The following is a 21,280-nucleotide window of genomic DNA, read 5'->3' on the forward strand; positions in this document are numbered from 1 at the left end:
GGTTTATCCCTGCCTCAGAGCAACGGGCGGCTGTGACCTGCGCTTTCGATACACGCCCTAGTACCAACGCCGTTCAGTTGTCAGGACGCGGTCGGCGCGCATCGGCACGAGCCCGCACCGCATGCGGCCGATACCGGCCGTGTGGTGGGATGCCGGTCGCGGCCGATCTTTTCGGCTGATGGTCGAGGGCGAACCCCCCGGTTCGCGGGCGATCCCCCGGTCGCTCATCAGACACCGTCCGCCTCTCGGCGGAGGAGTCTGATGACGACGCTCTTGGAGGTGGGGGTGTTGGAGGTCTCCGCGACCGAGTCCAGGGGCACCAGGACGTTGGTCTCGGGGAAGTAGGCGGCGCAGCAGCCTCGGGCGGTGGGGTAGGCGACGGCGCGGAAGGCCTCGGCCCTGCGTTCGCCGTCGGGCCACTCGCTGACCAGGTCAACCATGTCGCCGTCGGCCAGGCCCCGCTCGGCGAGGTCGTCGGCGTGCACGAAGACGACCCGGCGGCCGTTGCGGATGCCTCGGTAGCGGTCGTCCATGCCGTAGATCGTGGTGTTGTACTGGTCGTGGCTGCGGACCGTCTGCAGCAGCAGCCGCCCCGGCGGGACCCGCAGCACCTCCAGGGGGTTGACGGTGAAGTTCGCCTTCCCCGTCGCGGTCGGGAAGCGGCGCTCGTCGCGGGGCGCGTTGGGCAGGACGAAGCCGTCCGGGAGGCGGGCGCGGGCGTTGAAGTCCTCGAACCCGGGGATCACCCGGGAGATGTGGTCGCGGATCACGTCGTAGTCGGCCGCGAACCGGTCCCAGGGCACCTGCGGGTCGGCGCCGAACAGTTCCTTCGCCAGGCGGCAGACGATGTCGACCTCGGAGATCAGGTCGCCGGAGGCGGGCGGCAGGTTGCCCCGCGAGGCGTGGACGAGGCCCATGGAGTCCTCGACCGTGACGAAGCGGCCCGCGCCGCCGTCGGGCGCGGCGTCGCGTTCGGTGCGTCCCAGGGTGGGCAGGATGAGCGCCTCCCGCCCGCACACCGCGTGGGAGCGGTTGAGCTTGGTCGACACCTGCACGGTGAGCCGGGCCCGGCGCATCGCCTCCTCGGTCACCGCCGTGTCGGGGGTCGCGGCCACGAAGTTGCCGCCCATCGCGACGAAGACCTTCGCCTGTTCGGAGCGCAGGGCTCGGATCGCCTCCACGGTGTCGAAGCCGTGCTCTCGGGGCGGCTCGAAGCCGAACTCGTCGCGCAGGGCGTCGAGGAACCACGCCGGGGGTTTCTCGTTGATACCCATGGTGCGGTCGCCCTGGACGTTGGAGTGGCCCCGGACCGGGCACACGCCGGCCCCCGGGCGGCCCACGTTGCCGCGCAGCAGCAGGAAGTTGACGACCTCCCTGATGGTGGCGACGGAGTTCTTGTGCTGGGTGAGCCCCATCGCCCAGCAGACGATGACCGACTTCGCGCCGAGCACCTCCCGTACGGCGTCCTCGACGGCCGGGCGGTCCAGCCCGGTCGCCTCCTCGACCTCGGCCCAGTCCAGGGAGCGCAGGTCCTCGGCCCACTTGTCGAAGCCGTGGGTGTGGGTGTCGACGAAGTCGCGGTCGACCACGGTGCCGGGGGCGGCGTCCTCGGCTTCGAGCAGGAGCAGCGACATCGCCTGGAAGAGCGCGAGGTCGCCGTTGAGGCGGATCTGCAGGAACCGGTCGGCCAGCGTGGTGCCCTTGCCCACCAGCCCGGAGGCCCGCTGCGGGTTCTTGAAGCGGAGCAGCCCGGCCTCGGGCAGCGGGTTGACCGCGATGATCCTGGCGCCGCCGCGCTTGGCCCGCTCCAGCGCCGACAGCATGCGCGGGTGGTTGGTGCCGGGGTTCTGGCCGACCACGAAGACGAGGTCGGCCCGGTGCAGGTCCTCCAGCGAGACCGTGCCCTTGCCGATGCCGAGGGTCTCGTTGAGCGCCGAGCCGCTGGACTCGTGGCACATGTTGGAGCAGTCGGGCAGGTTGTTGGTGCCGAACCTGCGCACCAGGAGCTGGTAGGCGAACGCGGCCTCGTTGGAGGTGCGGCCCGAGGTGTAGAAGAGCGCCTCGTCGGGGTTGTCGAGGGCACGCAGCTCGCGGGCGATGATGGCGAACGCGTCGTCCCAGGTCACCGGCACGTAGTGGTCGGAGCCCTCGGGGCGGTGCATCGGCTCGGTGAGCCGTCCCTGCTGGCCGAGCCAGTAGTCGGTGTGCCTGGCCAGGTCGTCCACGGTGTGCCTGGCGAAGAAGTCGCGGGTGACCCTGCGGACGGTGGCCTCCTCGGCCACCGCCTTGGCGCCGTTCTCGCAGAACTCGGCGGGGCTGCGGTGCCCGCCCTCGGGCCAGGCGCAGCCGGGACAGTCGAAGCCGTCCTTCTGATTGATCACGGCGAGGGTGCGCAGGGTGCGGCCGACGCCCATCTGGGCGTTCGCGGCCCGCAGTGACCGGGTCACCCCGGGGATGCCGGCGGCCCACTCCTTGGGCGGGCCGACCTCGATGGCGTCCTCGTTGACGTCGTCGCGCGGAGCCTTTTTGGCCATCCTCGCGCCTCCTTCCGGCCGGTCATCCCGTCAAAGCGCACTATAGGCGCTCGCCCGGCCCTTGGCCGGGCCGGGTCCCCAGCCTGTCGAGCACCCAGTCGTGGAAGGCCCCGATGTGGTGCTCGCTGGGCACCAGGACCCCGCCTTGAGCGTACGCCCGGGAGTTCATCGCGGGCTGGCACCTCTCGCAGGCCTCGAAGTCCTGCACGTTGACGCGGTGGAAGAGCTCGACGGACGGGCCCAGGTCCCTGCCCGAGTCCACGACGTCGCCCACGAAGAGCCAGTCGCACTCCACGATCGTCCGGTCGGCCGCCAGCGGGAACATCCGGTGCAGGATCACGTGGTCGGGCACGAGGTTGACGAAGACCTGCGGTTTGATGGTGATCGCGTAGTAGCGGCGGTCCTGGTCCTCGCCGATCCCCGGGATGCGGTCGACGCCCTCGGAGCCGTCGACGGTGAACCCCCGGATCTCCTCGCCGAACTCGGCGCCGTGCCCGACGAAGGACTGCGCCGCGTATCCGTCGGCGAACTCCGGCAGCACCTCGGTGAGCTCGGGGTGGATGGTGGCGCAGTGGTAGCACTCCATGAAGTTCTCGACGATGAGCTTCCAGTTCGCCTTCACGTCGTAGACGATCCTGCGGCCCACCCGGAGGTTGGCGATGTCGTAGTTCTCGATGGATCTCTCGTCGCCCAGCCGGTGCGTCGCCTCGGCGATCACGTCCGCCTCGAACGACGGCGGCTCGTCGGCCAGGCACACCCACACGTACCCGATCCACTCGCGCACGTGCACGTTGATCAGTCCGTACTCCACCCGGTCGATGTCGGGCATCCTGGTGAGGTTCGGCGCGGCGATCAGCTTGCCGTCGAGGTCGTAGGTCCACGCGTGGTACGGGCACTGGAAGGACCGTTTGACCTCGCCGGACTCCTCGGTGCGTATCCGGGCGCCCCGGTGGCGGCACACGTTGAGGAAGGCCCGGATCGAGCCGTCTCTGGCCCGGGTGACGAGGACGCTCTCGCGGCCCACCTGGACGGTCCTGAAGGCTCCGGGTTTGCCGAGGTCGGACGCGCGGGCGACGCAGAACCACATCGTCTCGAAGACGCGGGCCTGCTCTGCGGCGAAGATGTTCTCGTCGGTGTAGTAGCCGCCCGGCAGGGTGGCGATCACGCTGGGGGGCAGGCTTCTCGCGGTCACGATCGCTCCTCTTCACGCGGTGCTCGCGTCTTCACGGTGCTCGCTTTTTCTGCGTGGCCCTCGGGGCGGCACCCTCGCCTACGCGGTGCTCGCGTTCTCACGCGGCGCCCCGGCCTACGCGTTCTCGCGCGATCTTTTACGCGGTGCTCGTGCGGACGCCGGGCGGCAGGTTCGGCGGCTCGGAGGAGGGGATGACGTAGACGGTGTCGTCCTCGACCACCACCCGGTGGGTGCGCAGGGGCAGCTTGGCGGGAGGAGAGTTCGGCCGTCCCGTCCGCAGGTCGAAACTCGACGAGTGCAGGGGGCACTCGATCTCGCAGCCCTCCAGCCACCCGTCGGACAGGGAGGCGTCCTGGTGGGTGCAGGTGTCGTCCACGGCGTAGATCTCGCCGTCCTCGGTGTGGAAGACGGCGATCGGCGGGTCGACGTCGAGCCGGCGGGCCTCACCCGGTGGAAGAGCCGCGAGGGGACAGGCAGGGATCATCGCAACAAACCCCGGTTTCGTAAGGCGGAACAGGCAGCGCTATACGCAACAGCGTGACCTCAGGGAATCCCGATGTCAAGGGTCGTCCCAGGGCTTCGGCGGCCGGGTTCACCCTGGTGACCGGCACGTCACGTCACCGTCACACGAAGGGCTCACGCGTAGGCGTCGAGGCCGAGTTTGATCGCGACGATCAGGCCGCAGGTGGCGGTGCCGAGCCGGAGCGCGCGGCCGGGCAGGCGGCGGGCGAGCGGCGGCCCGAGCAGGCCGCCCAGGAAGAATCCCAGCGCGAGCGGCGCCACCGCCGACCACTGCACCGGGCCGAAGAGGGCGAAGCCGATCGTGGCCACCGCGTTCGCCAGCGAGGACACGACGGACTTGATCGCGTTGACCCTGACCGGCGCCTGGTCGAGCACGGCCGAGAGCACCGCGAACATGAGGATCCCGCCCGCGGCACCGAAGTAGCCGATGTAGACCGCGACGGCGAAGAGCGCGGCGCGCGCCGTCCATCCGTTCTCGTCCCCGAAGCCTCCCTCCGCTCTGGGCGGGCGGACCAGCAGCAGCGAGGCGACCGCGATCAGCCACGGTGCGATCGCCTCGAACGTGTCGGAAGGGGTCATCAGCAGCAGCGCCGACCCCACCGCCCCGCCGATCAGGGTCATCACGCCGAGCCGCAGGACCCTGCCGCCCTGCCCGGCGAGCTCGGGTCTCGAACCGAGCGCCGCACCCACGCCGTGGAAGGTGAGCGCCACCGTGTTCGTGACGTTCGCGGCCAGCGGCGGCAGGCCGAACGCGAGCAGCGCCGGGTAGGAGACGATCGACGCCAGGCTCACCACCGTGCCGACCACCCCGGCCAGCGTCCCGGCGCCCAACAGTCCCAGCATCTCGGCCATGTCCACGGGGTCACAGCCAATCACACGCCCACGCGCGACGTTCCCGGGCCCCCCAGCCCCACCTCCTTGTCGGTCGGTACGGGGTCCGCGGGGAGCAGGACGGTGAACACCGCCCCGGCTCCCGGGTGCCCGTCCGCGGTGACGGTCCCGCCGTGGCCGTCCACCACCTCGCGGACGAGGGCGAGGCCGAGACCCAGGCCCCCGCTGCGGGACCCGCCGACGAACCGGGTGAAGAGACGTTCGGCGTCGCGGGGGTCGAGGCCCGCGCCGTCGTCGCGGACGTCGAGCCGGACCGTCTCCGGGTCGCCGGAGAGGACCACCCAGATGTGGCCGCCCGCCCGGGTGTGGGTGAGCGCGTTGTCCAGGAGCGCGGAGATCACCCTGCGCAGTGCGGACTGCGCCCCGCGCACGACGTGGCCGCCCGGCCCCTGGCACCGTACCTCGATCGTCACGCCGCGCGCCTGGGCACGGGCCGTCTCGGCCAGGACGAGCTCCTCGGCCAGCGCGGCGAGGTCGACCGGACCGAAAGGCTTGCGCAGCTGCCCGAACTGGGCCGTCAGCAGCAGGTCCTCGACCACGTCGCCCAGCTGCCGGGTGCCGTTCACCAGCTGGTCGACCTCGGCCGCGGCGAGGAGCGGGTCGGTCTCCCGCCGCAACCCGCGGGCGACGATCTGAGCGCGGATGTGCAGGCGGGTGAGCGGGGTACGCAGCTCGTGGCTGACGTCCGCGGCAAATTGGCGCTGGCGGGCCAGGGCCTCGCCCAGCGGCGCGATAGCCCTTCGGGCGACGACCTGACCGATCATCAACGCGGCCAGCAGGCCGGTGAGCTCGGCGACGGCGAGTGTGCGCAGCAACCGGCGCCGCTCGGCGGCCTGGTAGCGAAGGTCCATCGCCGCCTGGACCGTCACGTCACCACGCCGCTGGGTGCGGATGAGATAGGACTGCCCGGCGAGCTCGACCTGGGCGACCTGGGGCTCGCCTCCGGCCGCGACCCGGTGCAGCGCGGTGCGCACCGGCAGCACCGTCGGTGCGCCGGGAGAGCTCAGCACGGCGCCGTCCCGCAGTTCGAACAGCCAGACGCAGGGCGGGGGCTGCGACAGGGGGGCGCGCTGGGCCGCGACGGTGAGGTCACGCCGCGCGGAGTCCTCCTGGTCGCTCACGATGACGCAGTACGCCAGCCATCCGACGAGCACCAGCATCACGGAGATCGCGCCCGCCACCTGCGCGGTGATCCGGCGGCGGGCCCGGGCCAGCAGGTGGCGCTCCGGCTCGTGGGGCGGACGCCTTCTCACAGCCCGCCCAGGCGGTATCCCACACCTCGCACGGTGCGTACGACGTCCGCCCCCAGCTTGGCGCGCAGATAGTAGACGTAAGTGTCCACGATCGACTCCGTCCGGGCGCCGTCGAAGACGCGATGGCGCAGCGAGGCGCGCGTGTGCACCTGCCGCGGCCGGGTCGCCAGCGCGCACAGCAGCCGGCACTCCTGCCCCGACAGCGTCACCTGCCCACCGGTCGGCAGCTCCACGACGTGGGACTCGGGGTCCAGCCAGCCCGCGCCGAGCGGCAGCAGCCTGGCGTGGTCGAGGTTCCTGCGATGCAGCGCCCGCACCCTCGCCAGCAGCTCCTCGATCTCGAACGGTTTGACCAGGTAGTCCTCGGCGCCCGCGTCGAGCCCGGTGACCCGGTCGGCGACCGTGCCGAAGGCGCTCAGCACGAGCACCGGCACGGTGACGGCCCGCCGTCGCAGCCGGGTCAGCAACTCGATGCCGTCGACCGCCGGCAGGCCCCGGTCGACGACCATCACGTCGTAGGGGCGGCTCAGGCCCAGGTGCAGGCCACGCTGTCCCTCCAAGGCCAGGTCGACCCTGTATCCCTGCTCGGTGAACAATCCGAACAGCATGGACCCGAGCTCGCGGTCGTCCTCGACGAGGAGCAACCGGCCAGCGGACGGGCTGGATATCGCCGATGTCGCAGCCACGAAGCAACCGTAGACATTCCTCCCGCTGAATTACCAGTTTTCCCGAAATTGTTGAAACTTACATGACAATGTCCGCAGCGTGTTCAGATGATCACAAAGCGATATTTATCATGCATTTGGGGCATTCAACGCATCTGAGCTATTCGGACGGTCACGAGGAAAGAGATTTCTCGACCTGTTCCTCCGAGGAGCGCGGATCCCGGTCGGCGGGCACGGATCCGTGGGCGCGTTCGTGGCGCTCCGGCAGTGCCAGTTTGTACAGCGGCATGGCTCCCGCGGTGGTGACGATGGCCACCAGCACGAGAATGGCGAAGAGCTCCTCGGTGATCATGCCCTGTGCCAGGCCGATGTTGATGAAAATGAGGATCATCAGCCCTCGCGCGTTCATGAGCGCCCCCACCGCGTAGGACTCGCGCCAACCGAATCCCAGTGCCCTCATCGACAATGAGCAGCCGAAGTACTTCCCGCAGAAACCCGCGGCGAGGATCGCGGCGAACGCCAGGAGCATGGGACCGCCGGCGATGCCGTCGAGATGGGTGTTCAGCCCGGAGAAGGCGAAGAAGACCGGCAGCAGCAGCGTCGAGACGACGTCCATCATGCGGCCGTGCAGCGCCTGGCGGAACGCCGGGTCGCGGGGCATCGCCAGCCCGGCGATGAAACCGCCGAAGACCGCGTAGACCCCGATCCAGTCGGTGAGCCAGCCCGCGGTGAGAGGGACGATGACGACGACGTACATCGCGCCGGGGCCGATCCTTCCGGTCCGCGCGACGCCCTCGCCCAGGGGCCGCAGCAGCGGCGCGACCACCTTCAGCATCACCACCGCGAACAGCGCCGCCAGGGCGATGGTGCGCACCGCGTCGCCGGTCCCCGCGTTGAGGTGCATCGCCGACAGCACGGCGAGGATGCACCAGGCGAGGGCGTCGTCGATGGAGGCCGCCACCAGGGTGAGCCTTCCGAGGGGGGAGTTCTCCAGCCCTCGCTCGTACAGGATCCTGGCCAGCATGGGGAACGCGGTCAGCGAGAGCGCTCCCCCGACGAACAGGGCGAACTCCCACCGGCTGACGTCGGGGCGCGAGAGCATCTCCCACAGGAGCAGGCCGACGCAGGAGCCGAGAATCAGGGCGGGGACGATGCCGGCGAGCGCCAGCGTCGCCGCCCGGCGGCCCTGACCGGGCTCCTCCGCGCCGTGCCCGAGCCCGGCCCCCACCAGGAACATGTACAGCGTCAGCCCGATGGTGCTCAACACGTACAGGACCGGCCTGACCTCGGCGGGGAACACGGCCGCCTGCGCCTCGGGAAACAGCTGGCCGAACAGCGTCGGGCCGAGGAGGACACCGGCGACCATCTCGCCGAGGACGCGCGGCTGCATCATCATGAGCGCCAGCCGGCCGCATATCGCCGCGGCCAGCAGGATGACGACCAGCGCGGGCAGGACCTTGAGGATCAGTTCGAGGTTCGGGTCACCGGCGGCGACCTGTGCCAGGGTGGGCATACCGTTTCTCCGCTCGTGGTCCGGGTGATCATCTGCTCTCTGCGGCGGCCAGGCGGTCGGCCTCCGCGAAGTGGCGCTCACACAGCCGTTGCTCGCGCGCGTCCCAGACCATGTAGGTGCCGAGGACGAGTTGCACCAGGCTGCGCCAGACGTCCTCCCAGCGGTCGCGGAACCGCACGAACACCAGCGTCGCCCGATGGGCCGCCCCCCTTCGGGCGCCCCTCGGAACGAGCAGGCACGGTCCCCGGTTGGGCATCGAGCGGGTGTGGGAGGCGGAGGTGTCGAGGGCGTACGCGCGCAGGACCTCCCGCACCGCGACCCGCATGGTGATCGGCGCCAGCCGCCAGGCGGGGCAGGGACGGTTCGCGGCGATGCCGAACGGGATGTGGTTGAGCTCCCGGACCGCGGGCCGGTCCGGGCGAGCACGGCCCGAGACGGGACAGCCGGGGGCCGGGCGGTCCGGGGCGGGGCCGCTCCCGTCCGAGTGGCCCGGCCGGTCGCCCCGCCCCGAGCGGTCCGGCTGAACGCCTCGGCTCGGGCGGTCCGGTTCCGGAGGGGCCTGGCCTGAGCGGTCCAGGTGCGAGTAGTTCGCGTGCGAGCGGTCCGTGGCGAAACGGCCGGGGTCGAAACGATCGGGATCGGAGAAGCCCTCGCGGTGGAAGGCGGGATAGTCGAAGCACAGTACCGAGCCGGTCGGGATCGTCGTGCGCTCGTCGAGGGAGATGTCGCCGGTGGTGACACGGTGGGCGACGCCGAAGAGCGGGTAGCGCCGCAGCGTCTCGGAGATGACGCGGTCGAGGTGGCGATCGTCGCCCGCGAGCACCTCGGCCTGAATCTCCGGGTGCTGGGCGAGGACCATCAGCAGGTGGGCCGTCGCCTCCGACATCTGGACGACCGCGGTGTTGAAGAAGGTCCCCTGCAGATAGAGGGCCTGCTCCCTGGCCGACAGCCCCGCGGGGAGCCGGTCTCGCACCCGGGGCAGCAGGCCGGTGAGATACCGGGTCAGCCGGTCGCGCCGGTCCATGTGCCGCAGCCCGCAGCACTTGAGCGCGGTGACGACGTCGTCCGCGTTGGCCACGATCAGGTCGCGCGCCGTCGGCGGGCACGGCTCACCGAAGACGAGTTCGTAGTAGAACTCCGCCCAGACCGGCATCATCAGGTCGCGCAGCCGGACCAGTCCACCCGCGTCCCGCAGCGTCCGGGCGACGCAGCGTCGGGTGAGCTCCTCGGCCGCCACGCGCGGCACGGAGAGGAAGCCGCGCGTGGCACGGGCGACCGCGTCGTAGCGCTCTCCCTCCTCGAGGTGTTCCTGGTGCAGCTCGGCGCCGGGCGAGAGCCAGTACCAGAACAGGTCCGACAGCGCGGCTCCCCTGCTGCGGCCGTTCGCGGCCGGGTGGGAGTAGATCTCCCTGAACCTCTCGACGCCGACCAGGTCTCCGGGGACGGTGATCCCCTCCTCCCCGTTGATCCGGGCGAAGACCCGCGTCCGCAACGCCACCACCTTGGCCGGGAGCCATCGGGGCAGGCTCAGCACGGCGACGGCACCGGCCGCGATCACCGCCGCCCTGACCGGCGCGGTCACCGGCATGACCGTCGCACCATGCCCGGATCGAGGTCGTGGACCGACGCACAGCCGCACAGGGTGAGCGCGTGCTCGACCTCCGAGCGGAGCAGGTCGAGCACGCGGGTCACGCCGCGCTCGCCGTCCGCGGCCAGACCCCAGATCACCGGACGGCCGACCGCGACCGCGCCGGCGCCCAGCGCCATCGCCTTCAGCACGTCGGTGCCGCGCCGTACGCCTCCGTCCATCAGCACCGGGACGGCCCCGCCGACGGCGGCCACGATCTCGGGCAGCAGGTCGACGGCGGCCGGGACCGTGTCGAGCTGGCGGCCGCCGTGGTTGGACACCATCAGCCCCGAGACCCCGTGGTCGAGCGCGAGGCGCGCGTCGGCGGGGTGCGCGACCCCTTTGAGGACGATCGGGAGCGCCGTCATCTGCCTGAGCCGGTCGATGTGCTCCCAGGAGATCTCCGGCGACATGACGATCGGCCGTACCCGCCCGCCGTCGCGCAGGTTCTCGCAGGCCATCCCCTCCGGCAGGTCGTGGAAGCCGTGCTGCCGCTCCCGGTCCCGCAGGCCACGGGCCGGTGAGTCCACCGTGACGACCAGCGCCCGGCACCCGGCCGCCTCGGCGCGCCGCACGAGCGTCTCGGTGAAGGCCATGTCCGGCTGGACGTAGAGCTGGAACCACAGGGTGGCCTCAGGCGCCGCCGCGGCCACCTCTCCGACGGCGACGGTGGAGGCCATGCTCACGATCATGATCGTCCCGGCGCGGGCCGCCGCCCGCGCGGTGGCCCGCTCACCCTCGGGGTCGGCGAGCCGGTGGAACGCGGTCGGCGCCACCAGCACGGGCATCGCCGCCCGGCCGCCGGGCAGGGTGACGTCGGTCCCGGGCCTCCCCGCGCCGCGCAGCACCCGAGGCACCAGGGAGAGCCTGTCGAACGCGGCCTCGTTCGCCCGTACGGTGACCTCGTCCCCCGCGCCGCCCGCGAAGTAGTCGTAGTGCTCGGGGGCGAGGCGCGCACGGGCCGCGGCCTCGAACTCGCGCGGGGTCCACAGGTCCGCCGAGGCCAGCCGAGTTGTCGGGGGCGTCGGGGTCACAGTGGCCGGTGTGCTCGTGTCCGCCAGGTGCGGGAGGCGCTCATCCGCCGCGTCCGGCGTCCTCGCGTCCGCCGCGGGGACCACGTCCGGCACGTGCGGGAAGGGATCACCCGCCACGTCCGTCCTCCCCACGCCCATCAGGTGCATCAGGTGCGGGACCACGTCCGGCGTCCTCACGTTCGTCACGCCGGTACCGAGGCGGTCTGGCGGGCGAAGAACGCGCGGAGCGGTTCGACATGGACCTCCCGGGAGGTCCACTCGTTCTCCAGGTTCTCGGTGACGTGGTGGACGGCGGGCGGCGCGCCGGCCCTGTGGTGGCGCACGACCGGGTGCAGATAGTGGCCCTCGGCGGCGCGTTCGGCGTCGTTCTGCCGGATCCGGCCCACCGCGATGTCGAAAGGGTCGACCTTGTCGTGCTCGGGCCCGTACTCCAAGGTGATCGTGAAGTGGCCGCCGTCGCCGATCGGCGGACCCTCCAGGTCGACCGGCAACTCCTCCAGATAACGCGCCCCGCCCTGGCCGTCGAGGACGATGACGTCGCCCAGCAGCCCGAACTGCTGCCACAGCGCCGAACTGCGGTTGACCCGTTCGAGCACGGCCTCCGCGAGCGCCTCCGGCTCGGCCGGGAGCTCACGGCCGGGCCACGGGGCATCGTGGTACCTGTTCTCCAGGACGCGGTGCAGCGCCCGGGTACCGTACCGGAAGCCGTGGATGAACCCGCTGGTGCCGCGCTTGAAGTCGCGGGACTGCGTCAGGGTCCCCGCGAAGTAGAGGTCGGGCACGTTGACCGACTCGTAGGCGGGGGTGAGCGCGGGAAACCTGTCGTTGATCATCAGGTCCGGGCGGCACTCGTCGGAGAAGATCGAGGCGTCGATCCGGAAGCCGGTGCAGACGATGACCCTGTCGTACGGGATGTCCTTGGTGACCTCGTCGGCGCGGACGAAACTCACCGTCACCAGGTACGAGCCGTCGGCCTGGCGCTCGATCCGCTTGACGTCACCGTCCAGCAGCGCGTTCTGGGACTTGAGCTGGTAGGTGTCGAGGAAGTTGTTGTTGACCGCGCGCAGGTTCCCGACGAAATGGGTGCGCCACGCCATCCGGACGGAGTTCGGCCCGGAGACGTGGATCACCGCGGCCGTCTCGACCAGGCTGTCGGCCGTCTCGAACGCCGAGTTGCCCTTGCCGATGACGAGCACCCGCTGGTTTATGTATTCGGACGGGTCGGTGGAGACGGTGCCGTAGGGTTCGGCCGTCTCGATGCCCGGTATCGGCGGGATGTTGGACCGGCTGACCCCGGTCGCGACGACCAGCCGTCTGGCCTCGTAGGTCCGGCCGCGCTCGTCGGTCACCAGGAAGTGGCCGTTGCCGGAGGCGCGGGTGACCTGGGTGACGCGGGCGTCGTAGGTGACGCGCAGGTCGCAGGCGGCGGCGAAGTCGGCGAGATAGCGGACCATGTCGTCGGCGTGCGGGAAGTAGCGGTCGCTGTAGCGGGTGAACAGCAGGCCGGGGTCGTCCGACAGCAGCGAGTTCCAGTCCATCCGGAGGTTGAGCTCTGGATCGTCGGAACCGGTGTACTTCTTGTTGATCGAGATGAGCTGGCGGTGGCGCGGGAAGGTCTGGAAGAACGTGCCCGGCGTGGGGCCCGCCTCCAGGATCAGATAGTTCCGTCCCGCCTTGGCGAGAAGGTATCCCAGCTGCAGCCCCGCGGGTCCTGCACCGATCACCACGTAGTCCAGGGCATTGTCCGGCACGTACAACCTCCGTCACAGCGATCTGGTCGAACGGACGCACTCAGTGTTGGCGGGCAATTCTCAGAGAAGGATCAGAGAGCCCGCCGGTCGAGCAGGTCCAGCAGCGCGCGCTTGTCGGGCTTGCCGCTCGCGGCGACCGGGACGGAGGACAGCGTCGTGATCGTCCAGGGGACGCTGTTCTCGCCGAGTTCGTCGCCCACCAGCGCGGCCAGCGCGTCGCAGTCGGGGACCCGGCCCTCGGCAGGCACGATGAACGCGTGGACCGCCTCTCCCGTCACCTCGTCCGGGGCCCCGGCCACGTACGCCTCGGCGACGTCGGGGTGGCCGGCCAGCACCCGCTCGATGGGCCCCGCGTACACCACCATCGCGTTGACCAGGATCACGTCGCGGGTACGACCGACGAGGTGCAGGAAACCTCTCTCGTCCAGGTTGCCGAGGTCCCGGGTGCGCACCCAGCCGTCCCGCAGGGTGTCTTCGGTCTCCTTCGGATCCTCCCAGTAACCCGACATCAGGTACGGGGTGCGCACGTAGATCTCACCGGTGCGCCCTGCGGCCACCTCGCGGTCTTCCTCGTCGCGCACGCTGATCTCGACACCCGAGTACGGCCGGCCGACCGAGGGCAGGGCGTGGGCAGGGAACGCGGCGACGTCAGCGGGAGTGAGCACCGAGATCAGGCCCACCTCGGTCTGCCCGTACCCCTGGTAGACCACGGGCCCGAGCCGGTCCAGCGCCTCCGCCAGCCGCCCGGGGCCGATCGGTGATCCGGCCACCATCAGCGCGCTCAGGGAGCCGACGTCGACCGGCTCGTCCCTGAGCAGGTCGAGCATCTGGTACAGCCGGGGCACGGTGATGATGGAGCCGGTGATCCGGTGGCGTTCGATCGCGTACGGGAACAGGGGCTTGCCGTCGTCCTCGGGGATCACCGCGGTGCCCCCGCCCAGCAGGCACAGCCCCAGGAAGTCCAGGACCACCATGCTGGAAATGGTGCCGAACAGCAGGTAGCGCTCGAAGGCTCCCGCGAGCTCGTTCGTGAGCGGGGACCACACGCGGGGCTGCCACGACCAGTGCTCGCCGAGCGCACGGTAGGTGATCGCGCAGCCTTTGGGGCGGCCGGTGCTGCCGCTGGTGAAGCTCAGGGCGGCCACGTCGTCCGGACGCGCCGCGGCGACGAGGGGCCGCTTCTCGTCGGCGCCGGTGTCGGCGAGCAGGTCGATCGCCGCAAGGGGAGAGCGCCCGCCCGGCGCGGGGCACGGCCCGAGCGAGAGCAACGTGATGGAGCCCGCGGCCCCGGGCAGATCCGGCGTCACGGTGGACCGGTCGACGAGGAGGGCGTCGACTCCCATCCCGAGCACATGGGCGAGCTGGGCCGCCGGGTAACCGGGCCGGACTCCCACCACCCGGCAGCCCAGGGTGTAGGCGGCGATGTGGGCGGCGAACGCCTCGGGGGTGACGCCCGTGCTGACGGCGACGGCCTTGCCTGGCCCCAGCCCGGCATCGAGCATCGCCCCCGCCAGCCGCCGGATGATCTCCAGTAGCTCACCTCGCGAGACGATCCTGTCCCCCTGCTCGAAGGCCGGGGCGCCGGGCGAGTTCCGCAGCGCTTCGAGAAGGGGGTACGGGAACGGCGGCTCGGCGGGAACACTCATGCTCGGCTCCTCTGGTCTCACGCGGGTCACCGCGGCGTCTTCGCGATTCCGGATCTCTCCGGGATCTTCGCCGGGGTTCTTCCGGGGGCGTTTCCCGGACCCTCGCGGGTCCCTGCGGTGGCTTTCCGCCCCCTGAGGCGGCATGCCGTCGTACGGTCGGCATGCCGCCCATCACGAAGCTAGACAGCGCAGATCAGAGAATCATCAGAGCCTTCGCCCGCCGGTCTCCGGTCTCCGGTCTCCGGTCTCCGGTCTCCGGCGAGGGTGCCCCGGGCGGGCCCCGGAAATCCGGCGTCACGGAAACCCGGCGTCACGGAAACCCGGTAGGAATCGTGACCTCAAAGTGAATCTGACCGCGCCCGACCGATCGAATGACCGTCCATGGGGCACAGCCATCAGATGAGCAGCGGACGATCCGGGCACGACGCGGTGCGGGAGCGGCCTTCGCCGGTGAGAGCGCGGGCAGGCGCGGCGAGCGCGATCGGCACGGCGCTGCTGAGCGCGATGGTCGTCGCGCAGGTCGCCACGGGACTGCAGACCCGGCCGATCCTGCTGACCAGCGTCGTCGTCCTGCTGCTCGCGGCGAGCGCGCTCGCCTTCGCCTGCGCGACCCACTCCCCCGTCAGGGTCTTCGCGGCGTTCGCGGCCGTGGTCGCGACCGGGTACGCCGCCGAGTGGATCGGGATCAGGACGGGCGTGCCGTTCGGCGCCTACCACTACACCGACGTTCTCCAGCCCGCGCTCGGCGGGGTGCCGGTGATCGTGGCGGTGGCGTGGGGTGGCATGGGGCTCGCGGCCCACGCCGTGGCCGCCGCCATCGCGCCGGGGAGCAGGGCCGCGCGGATCGTCACGGGGGCGCTCGCCCTCACCGCCTGGGACCTGTTCCTGGACCCGCAGATGATGCGGCTGGACCTGTGGGTCTGGCACGACCCCGGTCCCTACCGGGACGTCCCCATCAGCAACTTCGTGGGCTGGTTCGTCGTCTCCCTGCTGGTCATGGCCCTGCTGGAGGGCGTACTCACCGAACCGGCGACGTGGAACGCCGGGCTGGTGTCGGTCTACACGGTGATGGCGGTCATGGAGACCATCGGCTTCGCGTTCGTCTTCGACCCGACGGACCCGCTGGTGGCCACGGCCGGTGGCCTCTCGATGGGCCTGTTCACCCTGCTCGCCTGGAGGCGCGGACGCCGCGGACGGCCTGATTCCGAGGCGGGCCGGGCATGACACCGCCCCCATCGAACCCATCGGATTCATCGGACTCGCCGGAAGGGGGCACGAATGCCTGAGACAACGGTGATAGGCGGCGGCGTCGGCGGCATGGTCTCCGCGCTGCTACTGGCCGAACAGGGGCATCGGGTGCGCCTGTACGAGCGGCTCCCCCGGCTGGGCGGCAAGCTCGCCGAGCACACCAGGGACGGCTTCACCTTCTCCATCGGCCCCTCCCTGCTCACCCTGCCCGGCGTCTTCACCGACCTCGGACTGGAGCTCGACCTGGTGGAGCTCGACGAGCTGTGCCGCTACCGCTTCGCCGACGGCTCGACGCTGGCGGCGTACCGCGACCCGGCGCGGATGGCCGCCGAGGTCGACCGGCTCGCGCCCGGCGAGGGCCGCGCCTGGCTCGCCTTCCACGACTGGGCGCGAGGCTGCTTCGACGCCTCGCGTCGCACCTTCTTCACCGGACCGCTCACCCAACCGCCTACCGAGGCCCGCCTGTCCGACCTGCTCGCGGTGGCACCCGGCCGGACCCTCGACGGCCTGGCCCGTCGTTTCTTCACCGACCCGCGCCTGCGCCAGTACGTCGGCCGTTACGCGACCTACGCGGGCTCCGACCCGTACCGTGCCCCGGCCGCACTCGGGTGCGTCCCGGCGATCGAGCACGGCGAGGGCGGCTGGTACGTCCCCGGAGGGCTGCCCCGCATCGCCGACGCCCTGGTCCCGCTGCTGGAGAAGGCCGGGGTGGAGGTCGTCCTGGGCGCGGAGGTGACCCGGGTGCTCACCGACGGCGAACGGGTCACGGGGGTGCGGCTCGCCTCGGGTGAGCGTGAGCGCGCCGACATCGTGGTCGCCAACACCGACGCCGCCGCGCTGTACGGACAACTGCTGCCCGACCGGCGGCGGCTGCGGCGCATCGCCGCGCTCGGCACCTCCTCCTCGGCGTTCCTGTTGCTGGCCGGGGTGGAGGGCAGGACAGAAGGGCTCGGCCACCACTCGATCGTCTTCTCCGGCGACTACGAGCGGGAGTTCGGTGACATCTTCCGGCGGCGCAGGCCACCGGAGGACCCGACCGTCTACATCGGCTGCTCGGTCGTGGACGACCCCTCGCAGGCCCCGCCGGGCACGGAGAACTGGGTCATGCTGGTCAACGTCCCCGCCCGCGACCCCGGCCGGTGGCCGATGTCCCCCGAGGCGTACCGGGACCTGGTGCTCGAACGCCTGGCGAGCAGGGGCCACGACCTGTCGGGACGGCTGCGTTTCGTGGACCTGTTCACCCCCGCCGACCTGCGCGACCGGTACGGCTCGTGGGGCGGCTCGATCTACGGCGGCGCCTACTCGGGCAGGCTCGCGCCCTTCCGCCGCCCGGGCAACCGAGGTCCCCGGCGCGGCCTGTACCTGGTGGGCGGCTCGGCGCATCCCGGCGGCGGGCTGCCGCTGGTCGCGATGGGCGCCCGCATCGTCGCCTCGCTCGTACGGGAGGACTTCCCCTCCGCCTCTCCCGGACATCCCGGCGTGGAGGCCCGACGATGAGAGTCCTCACCGCTCTGCAGGCCGCCGCCGCGCTCGTCGTGGCGGTACGGCTGGCCAGGGGGCGAAACCGCCTGCCCCCGCTCACCGTCACGCGAGATCGCCTGCCCGCGCCGACTCCCACTCAGGCGGCACGAGACCGTCTGCCCGCGCAGGCTCCCGCCCGGACGGCGCCGCCGCGCGTCTCGGTGGTGATCCCCGCCCGCGACGAGGAGGCCCGCATCGGCCCGTGCCTGTCGGCGCTGCTCGCCGATCCGGACGTCGCGGAGATCGTCGTCGTCGACGACGAGTCACGCGACGGCACCGCGTGCCTCGCGGCCGAACTCGGCGCGAAGGTCATCGCGGGAGCGCCGCTGCCCGAGGGCTGGGTGGGCAAGCAGTGGGCGCTGAAGCAGGGGGTCGAGGCCGCCGGAGGCGACGTCGTGGTGACCCTGGACGCCGACGCCAGACCCGCGCCGGGGCTCGTCGGCGCGCTCACCGCGGCCCTGGGAGAGTACGACCTGGTGAGCGCGGGACCCAGGTTCGTGTGCGAGGGAGTGGCCGAGCAGGCGCTGCACGCGTCGTTCCTCGCGACGCTCGTCTACCGCTTCGGCCCGATCGGTCCTTCGGCTCCCCCTGCCCCGCACCGCACGGTGGCCAACGGCCAGTGCACGGCCTTCCGCCGCACGGCGATGCTGGACGCCAGGGGATTCGCGCGGGTACGCGGGCACATGGCCGACGACGTGGCACTGGCCAGGACCCTCGCGGCGGACGGATGGTCCGTGGGATTCCTGGACGCCGGAGGGCTGCTGGAGGTCGACATGCACGATTCGGCCGGCGAGGTGTGGCGGGAGTGGGGGCGGTCGCTGTCGCTGCGCGACGTCACCGCGCCCGGCTGGCAGGCCGCCGACCTGGCCGTGGTCTGGCTCACCACTGCGCTGCCCGTGCTTCGGCTGGTGACCGGCCGTCCCACCCGGCTCGACCTGGCCCTGCTGACCGTACGGTCGCTGCTCGCCGGTGCGCTGCGCGGCAGCTACACGCGGCCGGGTCCGGGCGTGCTGATCTCCCCGCTGCTCGACCCGCTGGCGGCCCTGCGGCTGACGCAGGCCACGCTGCGCCCGGTGCGCAGCTGGCGGGGCCGTACCTACCCGGCGACCACGACGGTCTCCCGCCTCGGCCAGGTCACGACGGGTACGCCGCCGGAGCGGGCCACGACGGGCGAACGTCCCGGACCTGACGTGACGACCATGCCGCCCGAGCGGGTCACGACGGACACGCGTTCCCGGCCAGGGCCGACGGCCACGTGGCCGGGCCGGGTCACGAAGGGCGGGAGCTCCGCGCCGCCTGACCGAAGCGCAGCCCGATGAGGCACATGAGCAGTCCCGTCCCGGCCACGTACCCGACCGGCGCGAAGAGCAGTTGCAGCAGCGGGAGGCCGAAGACACCGACGCGCGCCCCGATCGCGAACGACCGCGTCACCAGGGCGACCACGATCAGGGCGGCCACGCCGAGCAGGAAACCCGGCGGGCAGATGACCGCGAAGCCGCCCGCGAAGGTGAGGATCGAGCGGCCGCCCCTGAACCCGGCGAAGACCGGCCAGGCGTGCCCGGCCATGGCCGCGGCCACCGCGAGATACACCGGCACCGTGCTGTCGCCGTTCACCCCGCCGGGCCAGGCGATATGCGTGCCACTGACCAACAGGGCGAGCAGGCCCGCGAGCGTGCCCTTGAGCATGTCGCCCGCGAAGACCGGTACGGCGGCCCGCCAGCCGAGCCGCTCCCTGACGTTCCAGAAGCCGGGGTTGCGGTCGCCGACCTCCCGGGGGTCGAACCCGTACGCGCGGGCGACCAGCACGGCGACCGGTACGGACCCGAGAAGGTAGCCGCCGATGACCGAGACGAGCAGAGGAACCATCGCTTCCTTCCATCTCACGAAATATGCGGATCTTAGGGCTATGCGCTACATGGCGTTCGACCGCCCGGTGCTGAGAAGAACGCCGGGGCTGGTGTTCTGGCGGCTGCTCGGCTCGGGGCGCGGAGCGTCGACAGGCATCGGGGCGGACCTGCGCCGCTGGGCCCTGCTCGCGGTGTGGCGCGACGAGCGGGCCCTGGACCGCTTCCTGGACGAGTCTCCGGTGGTGACGCGCTGGCGGCGCGAGGCGCGGGAGTCCTGGCAGGTGCGGCTCGCTCCCGTCGCCTCACGTGGCAGCTGGAACGGGGTGGAGCCGTTCGGCCCGCTTCCCCCGAGCACGCCAGGGATCGACCCCGGCGGTCCCCTCGCCGTGCTGACCCGCGCGTCGATCCGGCCCTCCCGGCTGACGGCGTTCTACCGCTCGGTTCCCGAGGTGGACCGCCTGCTGGCGGAGCAGGACGGCTGCCTCGCCTCGGTCGGCGTCGGCGAGTGGCCGCTGGCCAGGCAGGGCACGTTCTCGCTGTGGCGCGACGCCGCGGCGGTGCGGGACTTCGCCCACAAGGGGGCCGCGCACCGACGTGTGATCGGCAGGACACGTGAGGAGAACTGGTACTCCGAGGAGCTGTTCGCCCGGTTCTCCCCCTACGCCAGCGAAGGCACCTGGGACGGCGCCGACCCCCTGGCCTGACCCACCCCGCTCCCTCCTGCCCCGGGGCCGGGGTCCCGCCCCCGCCCGACACGCGGACATCACCGTGAGACGCGCGCACCGCGAGCACGGGAGCACCCTCGCTCAACAGGTGGACACCATGGTGAGACGCCCGCACCGCGTCCGGGAACTCGGGAGCACCCGGCCGCCCGCCCCTGTTCACCGAGCGGGGCCCGCGGTGAGATGGTCGCCGAAGCGGGTGACGACCCCGCCCTCGGCGAGGTCGTGGGCCACCGCGCAGGCACGCGCGATCGTCGCCGCCCGCGAGGAGCCGTGCGCGACGACGACGGTGCCGCTCAGCCCGAGCAGCGCCGCCCCGCCGTGGGTCTCGGGGTCGTAGCGGTCGGCCACCGTCTTCAGTTCCTCGGCCCCGGCGATCCCCGAGCGCGCCACCAGCGTCAGCGCGGCCCGTACCGAACCCTCGACGTTCTTGAGCACCACATTGCCGGTGAAGCCGTCGGTGGCGATCACGTCGACGGTGCCCGCGAGCACGTCGTGGCCCTCCACGTTGCCGTGGAAGCGGAACGGCAGTGCGGGAAGCAGCTCACCGGCCCTGCGGGTCAGCCGGTTGCCCTTGCCGGGCTCCGAGCCGATCGACAGCAGTCCCACCGACGGGTCGGCGACGCCGAGCACGAGTTGCGCGTAGGAGACCCCGAGCAGCGCGAACTGGGCGATCATCTCCGGGGTGGGGTCGGAGGTGGCTCCCGCGTCGATCAGCACGGTGGCGCCGCCGGTGACCGAGGGCAGCGCGATCGCCAGGGCCGGCCGCAGGACGCCCGGGGCACGGCCGATGCCACGGATGGCACATGAGACGACCGCGCCCGTGGACCCTGCCGACACGAAGGCCGATGCCGCTCCTCGCCGTACGAGATCGCAGCCGACCGTGAGGCTCGTCGTGGTGGAGGAGACCGCTCCCGCGCCCCGTTCGGTCATCGGGACGACGTCCTCTGCGTGCACCACGCCGATCTCGGAGACGGCGCCGTGCCGGTCGAGCTCGGCACGGATGGCCCCCGCCCTGCCCACCAGCAGCACGGGGACCCCCAGCTCGCGATGGGCGGCCACCGCCCCGGCGACCGTCTCGACCGGTCCGTGGTCCCCGCCCATCGCGTCAACGACCACAGGCTCTGACATCACACTCTCCCAACGACAACAGCGACAGCGACAACAGCGGCGGCGAGAGAGAGGACGGCGCCGAACGGCCTCTCACCGGACGCCCTCGTGACCGGCGGCCCCGCACCCGCACCCACTCCCCTCGGCGGCCTCTCATCGAACGACCTCACGACCGGAAGACTCGCGACACGTCCGACCGGCCGG

The 21,280-nt window shown here is 71.8% G+C and carries 17 protein-coding genes; 4 read left to right on the plus strand and 13 right to left on the minus strand.

Annotated features, from left to right (window positions below; genetic code table 11):
• Nucleotides 1–227: 227 nt before the first annotated feature.
• The 11 genes from AB0B96_RS36795 to AB0B96_RS36845 all read right to left on the minus strand — a co-directional run bounded on the left by AB0B96_RS36795 (nucleotide 228) and on the right by AB0B96_RS36845 (nucleotide 14,628).
• Nucleotides 228–2,534, minus strand: coding sequence for an FdhF/YdeP family oxidoreductase (locus tag AB0B96_RS36795; protein ID WP_362906377.1), 2,307 nt, complete (start codon nucleotides 2,532–2,534; stop codon nucleotides 228–230).
• A 40-nt stretch (nucleotides 2,535–2,574) separates the two neighbouring features.
• The gene (locus tag AB0B96_RS36800; RefSeq protein WP_350946350.1) at nucleotides 2,575–3,726 is read right to left on the minus strand and encodes an aromatic ring-hydroxylating dioxygenase subunit alpha; all 1,152 of its coding nucleotides are present in this window, start codon (nucleotides 3,724–3,726) and stop codon (nucleotides 2,575–2,577) included.
• 136 nt (nucleotides 3,727–3,862) lie between these two features.
• Nucleotides 3,863–4,210 (minus strand): bifunctional 3-phenylpropionate/cinnamic acid dioxygenase ferredoxin subunit, encoded by a 348-nt coding sequence (locus tag AB0B96_RS36805; protein ID WP_362906380.1) that lies wholly within the window; start codon nucleotides 4,208–4,210, stop codon nucleotides 3,863–3,865.
• A 152-nt stretch (nucleotides 4,211–4,362) separates the two neighbouring features.
• Nucleotides 4,363–5,100: a sulfite exporter TauE/SafE family protein gene (locus tag AB0B96_RS36810; protein ID WP_362906382.1), complete on the minus strand. Its 738-nt coding sequence runs from the start codon at nucleotides 5,098–5,100 to the stop codon at nucleotides 4,363–4,365.
• Nucleotides 5,101–5,120: 20 nt separating this feature from the next.
• Nucleotides 5,121–6,392, minus strand: coding sequence for a HAMP domain-containing sensor histidine kinase (locus AB0B96_RS36815; RefSeq protein WP_362906384.1), 1,272 nt, complete (start codon nucleotides 6,390–6,392; stop codon nucleotides 5,121–5,123).
• Nucleotides 6,389–7,078: a response regulator transcription factor gene (locus AB0B96_RS36820; RefSeq protein ID WP_350946354.1), complete on the minus strand. Its 690-nt coding sequence runs from the start codon at nucleotides 7,076–7,078 to the stop codon at nucleotides 6,389–6,391. The genes AB0B96_RS36815 and AB0B96_RS36820 overlap by 4 nt, the downstream gene beginning before the upstream one ends.
• A gap of 151 nt (nucleotides 7,079–7,229) precedes the next feature.
• Entirely contained in the window at nucleotides 7,230–8,570 is a 1,341-nt protein-coding gene (locus tag AB0B96_RS36825) for a cation:proton antiporter (protein ID WP_362906387.1), read from the minus strand.
• Between the two features lie 28 nt (nucleotides 8,571–8,598).
• A complete protein-coding gene (locus AB0B96_RS36830; protein WP_362906389.1) occupies nucleotides 8,599–10,158 on the minus strand; it encodes a cytochrome P450 in 1,560 nt (519 codons plus the stop codon).
• Nucleotides 10,149–11,417, minus strand: a complete 1,269-nt coding sequence (locus AB0B96_RS36835) for an alpha-hydroxy acid oxidase (RefSeq protein ID WP_362906391.1) — start codon at nucleotides 11,415–11,417, stop codon at nucleotides 10,149–10,151. Before AB0B96_RS36835 ends, AB0B96_RS36830 begins: the two co-directional genes overlap by 10 nt.
• The gene (locus tag AB0B96_RS36840; protein ID WP_362906394.1) at nucleotides 11,414–12,982 is read right to left on the minus strand and encodes an NAD(P)-binding domain-containing protein; all 1,569 of its coding nucleotides are present in this window, start codon (nucleotides 12,980–12,982) and stop codon (nucleotides 11,414–11,416) included. The genes AB0B96_RS36835 and AB0B96_RS36840 overlap by 4 nt, the downstream gene beginning before the upstream one ends.
• Nucleotides 12,983–13,053: 71 nt before the next feature.
• Nucleotides 13,054–14,628 (minus strand): AMP-binding protein, encoded by a 1,575-nt coding sequence (locus AB0B96_RS36845; RefSeq protein ID WP_362906396.1) that lies wholly within the window; start codon nucleotides 14,626–14,628, stop codon nucleotides 13,054–13,056.
• A gap of 399 nt (nucleotides 14,629–15,027) precedes the next feature.
• On the opposite strand from AB0B96_RS36845, the gene AB0B96_RS36850 reads away from it, so the two are divergent.
• From AB0B96_RS36850 to AB0B96_RS36860, 3 genes are read left to right on the plus strand one after another with little or no spacing between them, the layout of a single operon-like run.
• Nucleotides 15,028–15,852, plus strand: a complete 825-nt coding sequence (locus tag AB0B96_RS36850; RefSeq protein ID WP_362906398.1) for a carotenoid biosynthesis protein — start codon at nucleotides 15,028–15,030, stop codon at nucleotides 15,850–15,852.
• A 54-nt stretch (nucleotides 15,853–15,906) separates the two neighbouring features.
• Nucleotides 15,907–17,373, plus strand: coding sequence for a phytoene desaturase family protein (gene crtI / locus AB0B96_RS36855; RefSeq protein ID WP_362906400.1), 1,467 nt, complete (start codon nucleotides 15,907–15,909; stop codon nucleotides 17,371–17,373).
• Nucleotides 17,370–18,716, plus strand: coding sequence for a glycosyltransferase family 2 protein (locus tag AB0B96_RS36860; protein ID WP_362906402.1), 1,347 nt, complete (start codon nucleotides 17,370–17,372; stop codon nucleotides 18,714–18,716). The genes crtI and AB0B96_RS36860 overlap by 4 nt, the downstream gene beginning before the upstream one ends.
• Here AB0B96_RS36860 and AB0B96_RS36865 read toward each other — a convergent pair.
• Entirely contained in the window at nucleotides 18,667–19,263 is a 597-nt protein-coding gene (locus AB0B96_RS36865; RefSeq protein ID WP_362906404.1) for a glycerol-3-phosphate acyltransferase, read from the minus strand. The two genes, AB0B96_RS36860 and AB0B96_RS36865, sit on opposite strands and share 50 nt — an antisense overlap.
• A gap of 40 nt (nucleotides 19,264–19,303) precedes the next feature.
• Between AB0B96_RS36865 and AB0B96_RS36870 the strand changes: the two genes are divergently transcribed.
• Complete coding sequence (locus tag AB0B96_RS36870) at nucleotides 19,304–19,948, plus strand: spheroidene monooxygenase (RefSeq protein ID WP_362906406.1); 645 nt, start codon at nucleotides 19,304–19,306, stop codon at nucleotides 19,946–19,948.
• A 177-nt stretch (nucleotides 19,949–20,125) separates the two neighbouring features.
• On the opposite strand, the gene plsX is transcribed toward AB0B96_RS36870, so the two are convergent.
• Nucleotides 20,126–21,097, minus strand: coding sequence for a phosphate acyltransferase PlsX (gene plsX, locus AB0B96_RS36875; protein ID WP_350946365.1), 972 nt, complete (start codon nucleotides 21,095–21,097; stop codon nucleotides 20,126–20,128).
• Nucleotides 21,098–21,280: the final 183 nt, after the last annotated feature.

The sequence above is a fragment of the Streptosporangium sp. NPDC049046 genome (assembly GCF_040649155.1).
In the GTDB taxonomy this organism is placed as follows: domain Bacteria; phylum Actinomycetota; class Actinomycetes; order Streptosporangiales; family Streptosporangiaceae; genus Streptosporangium.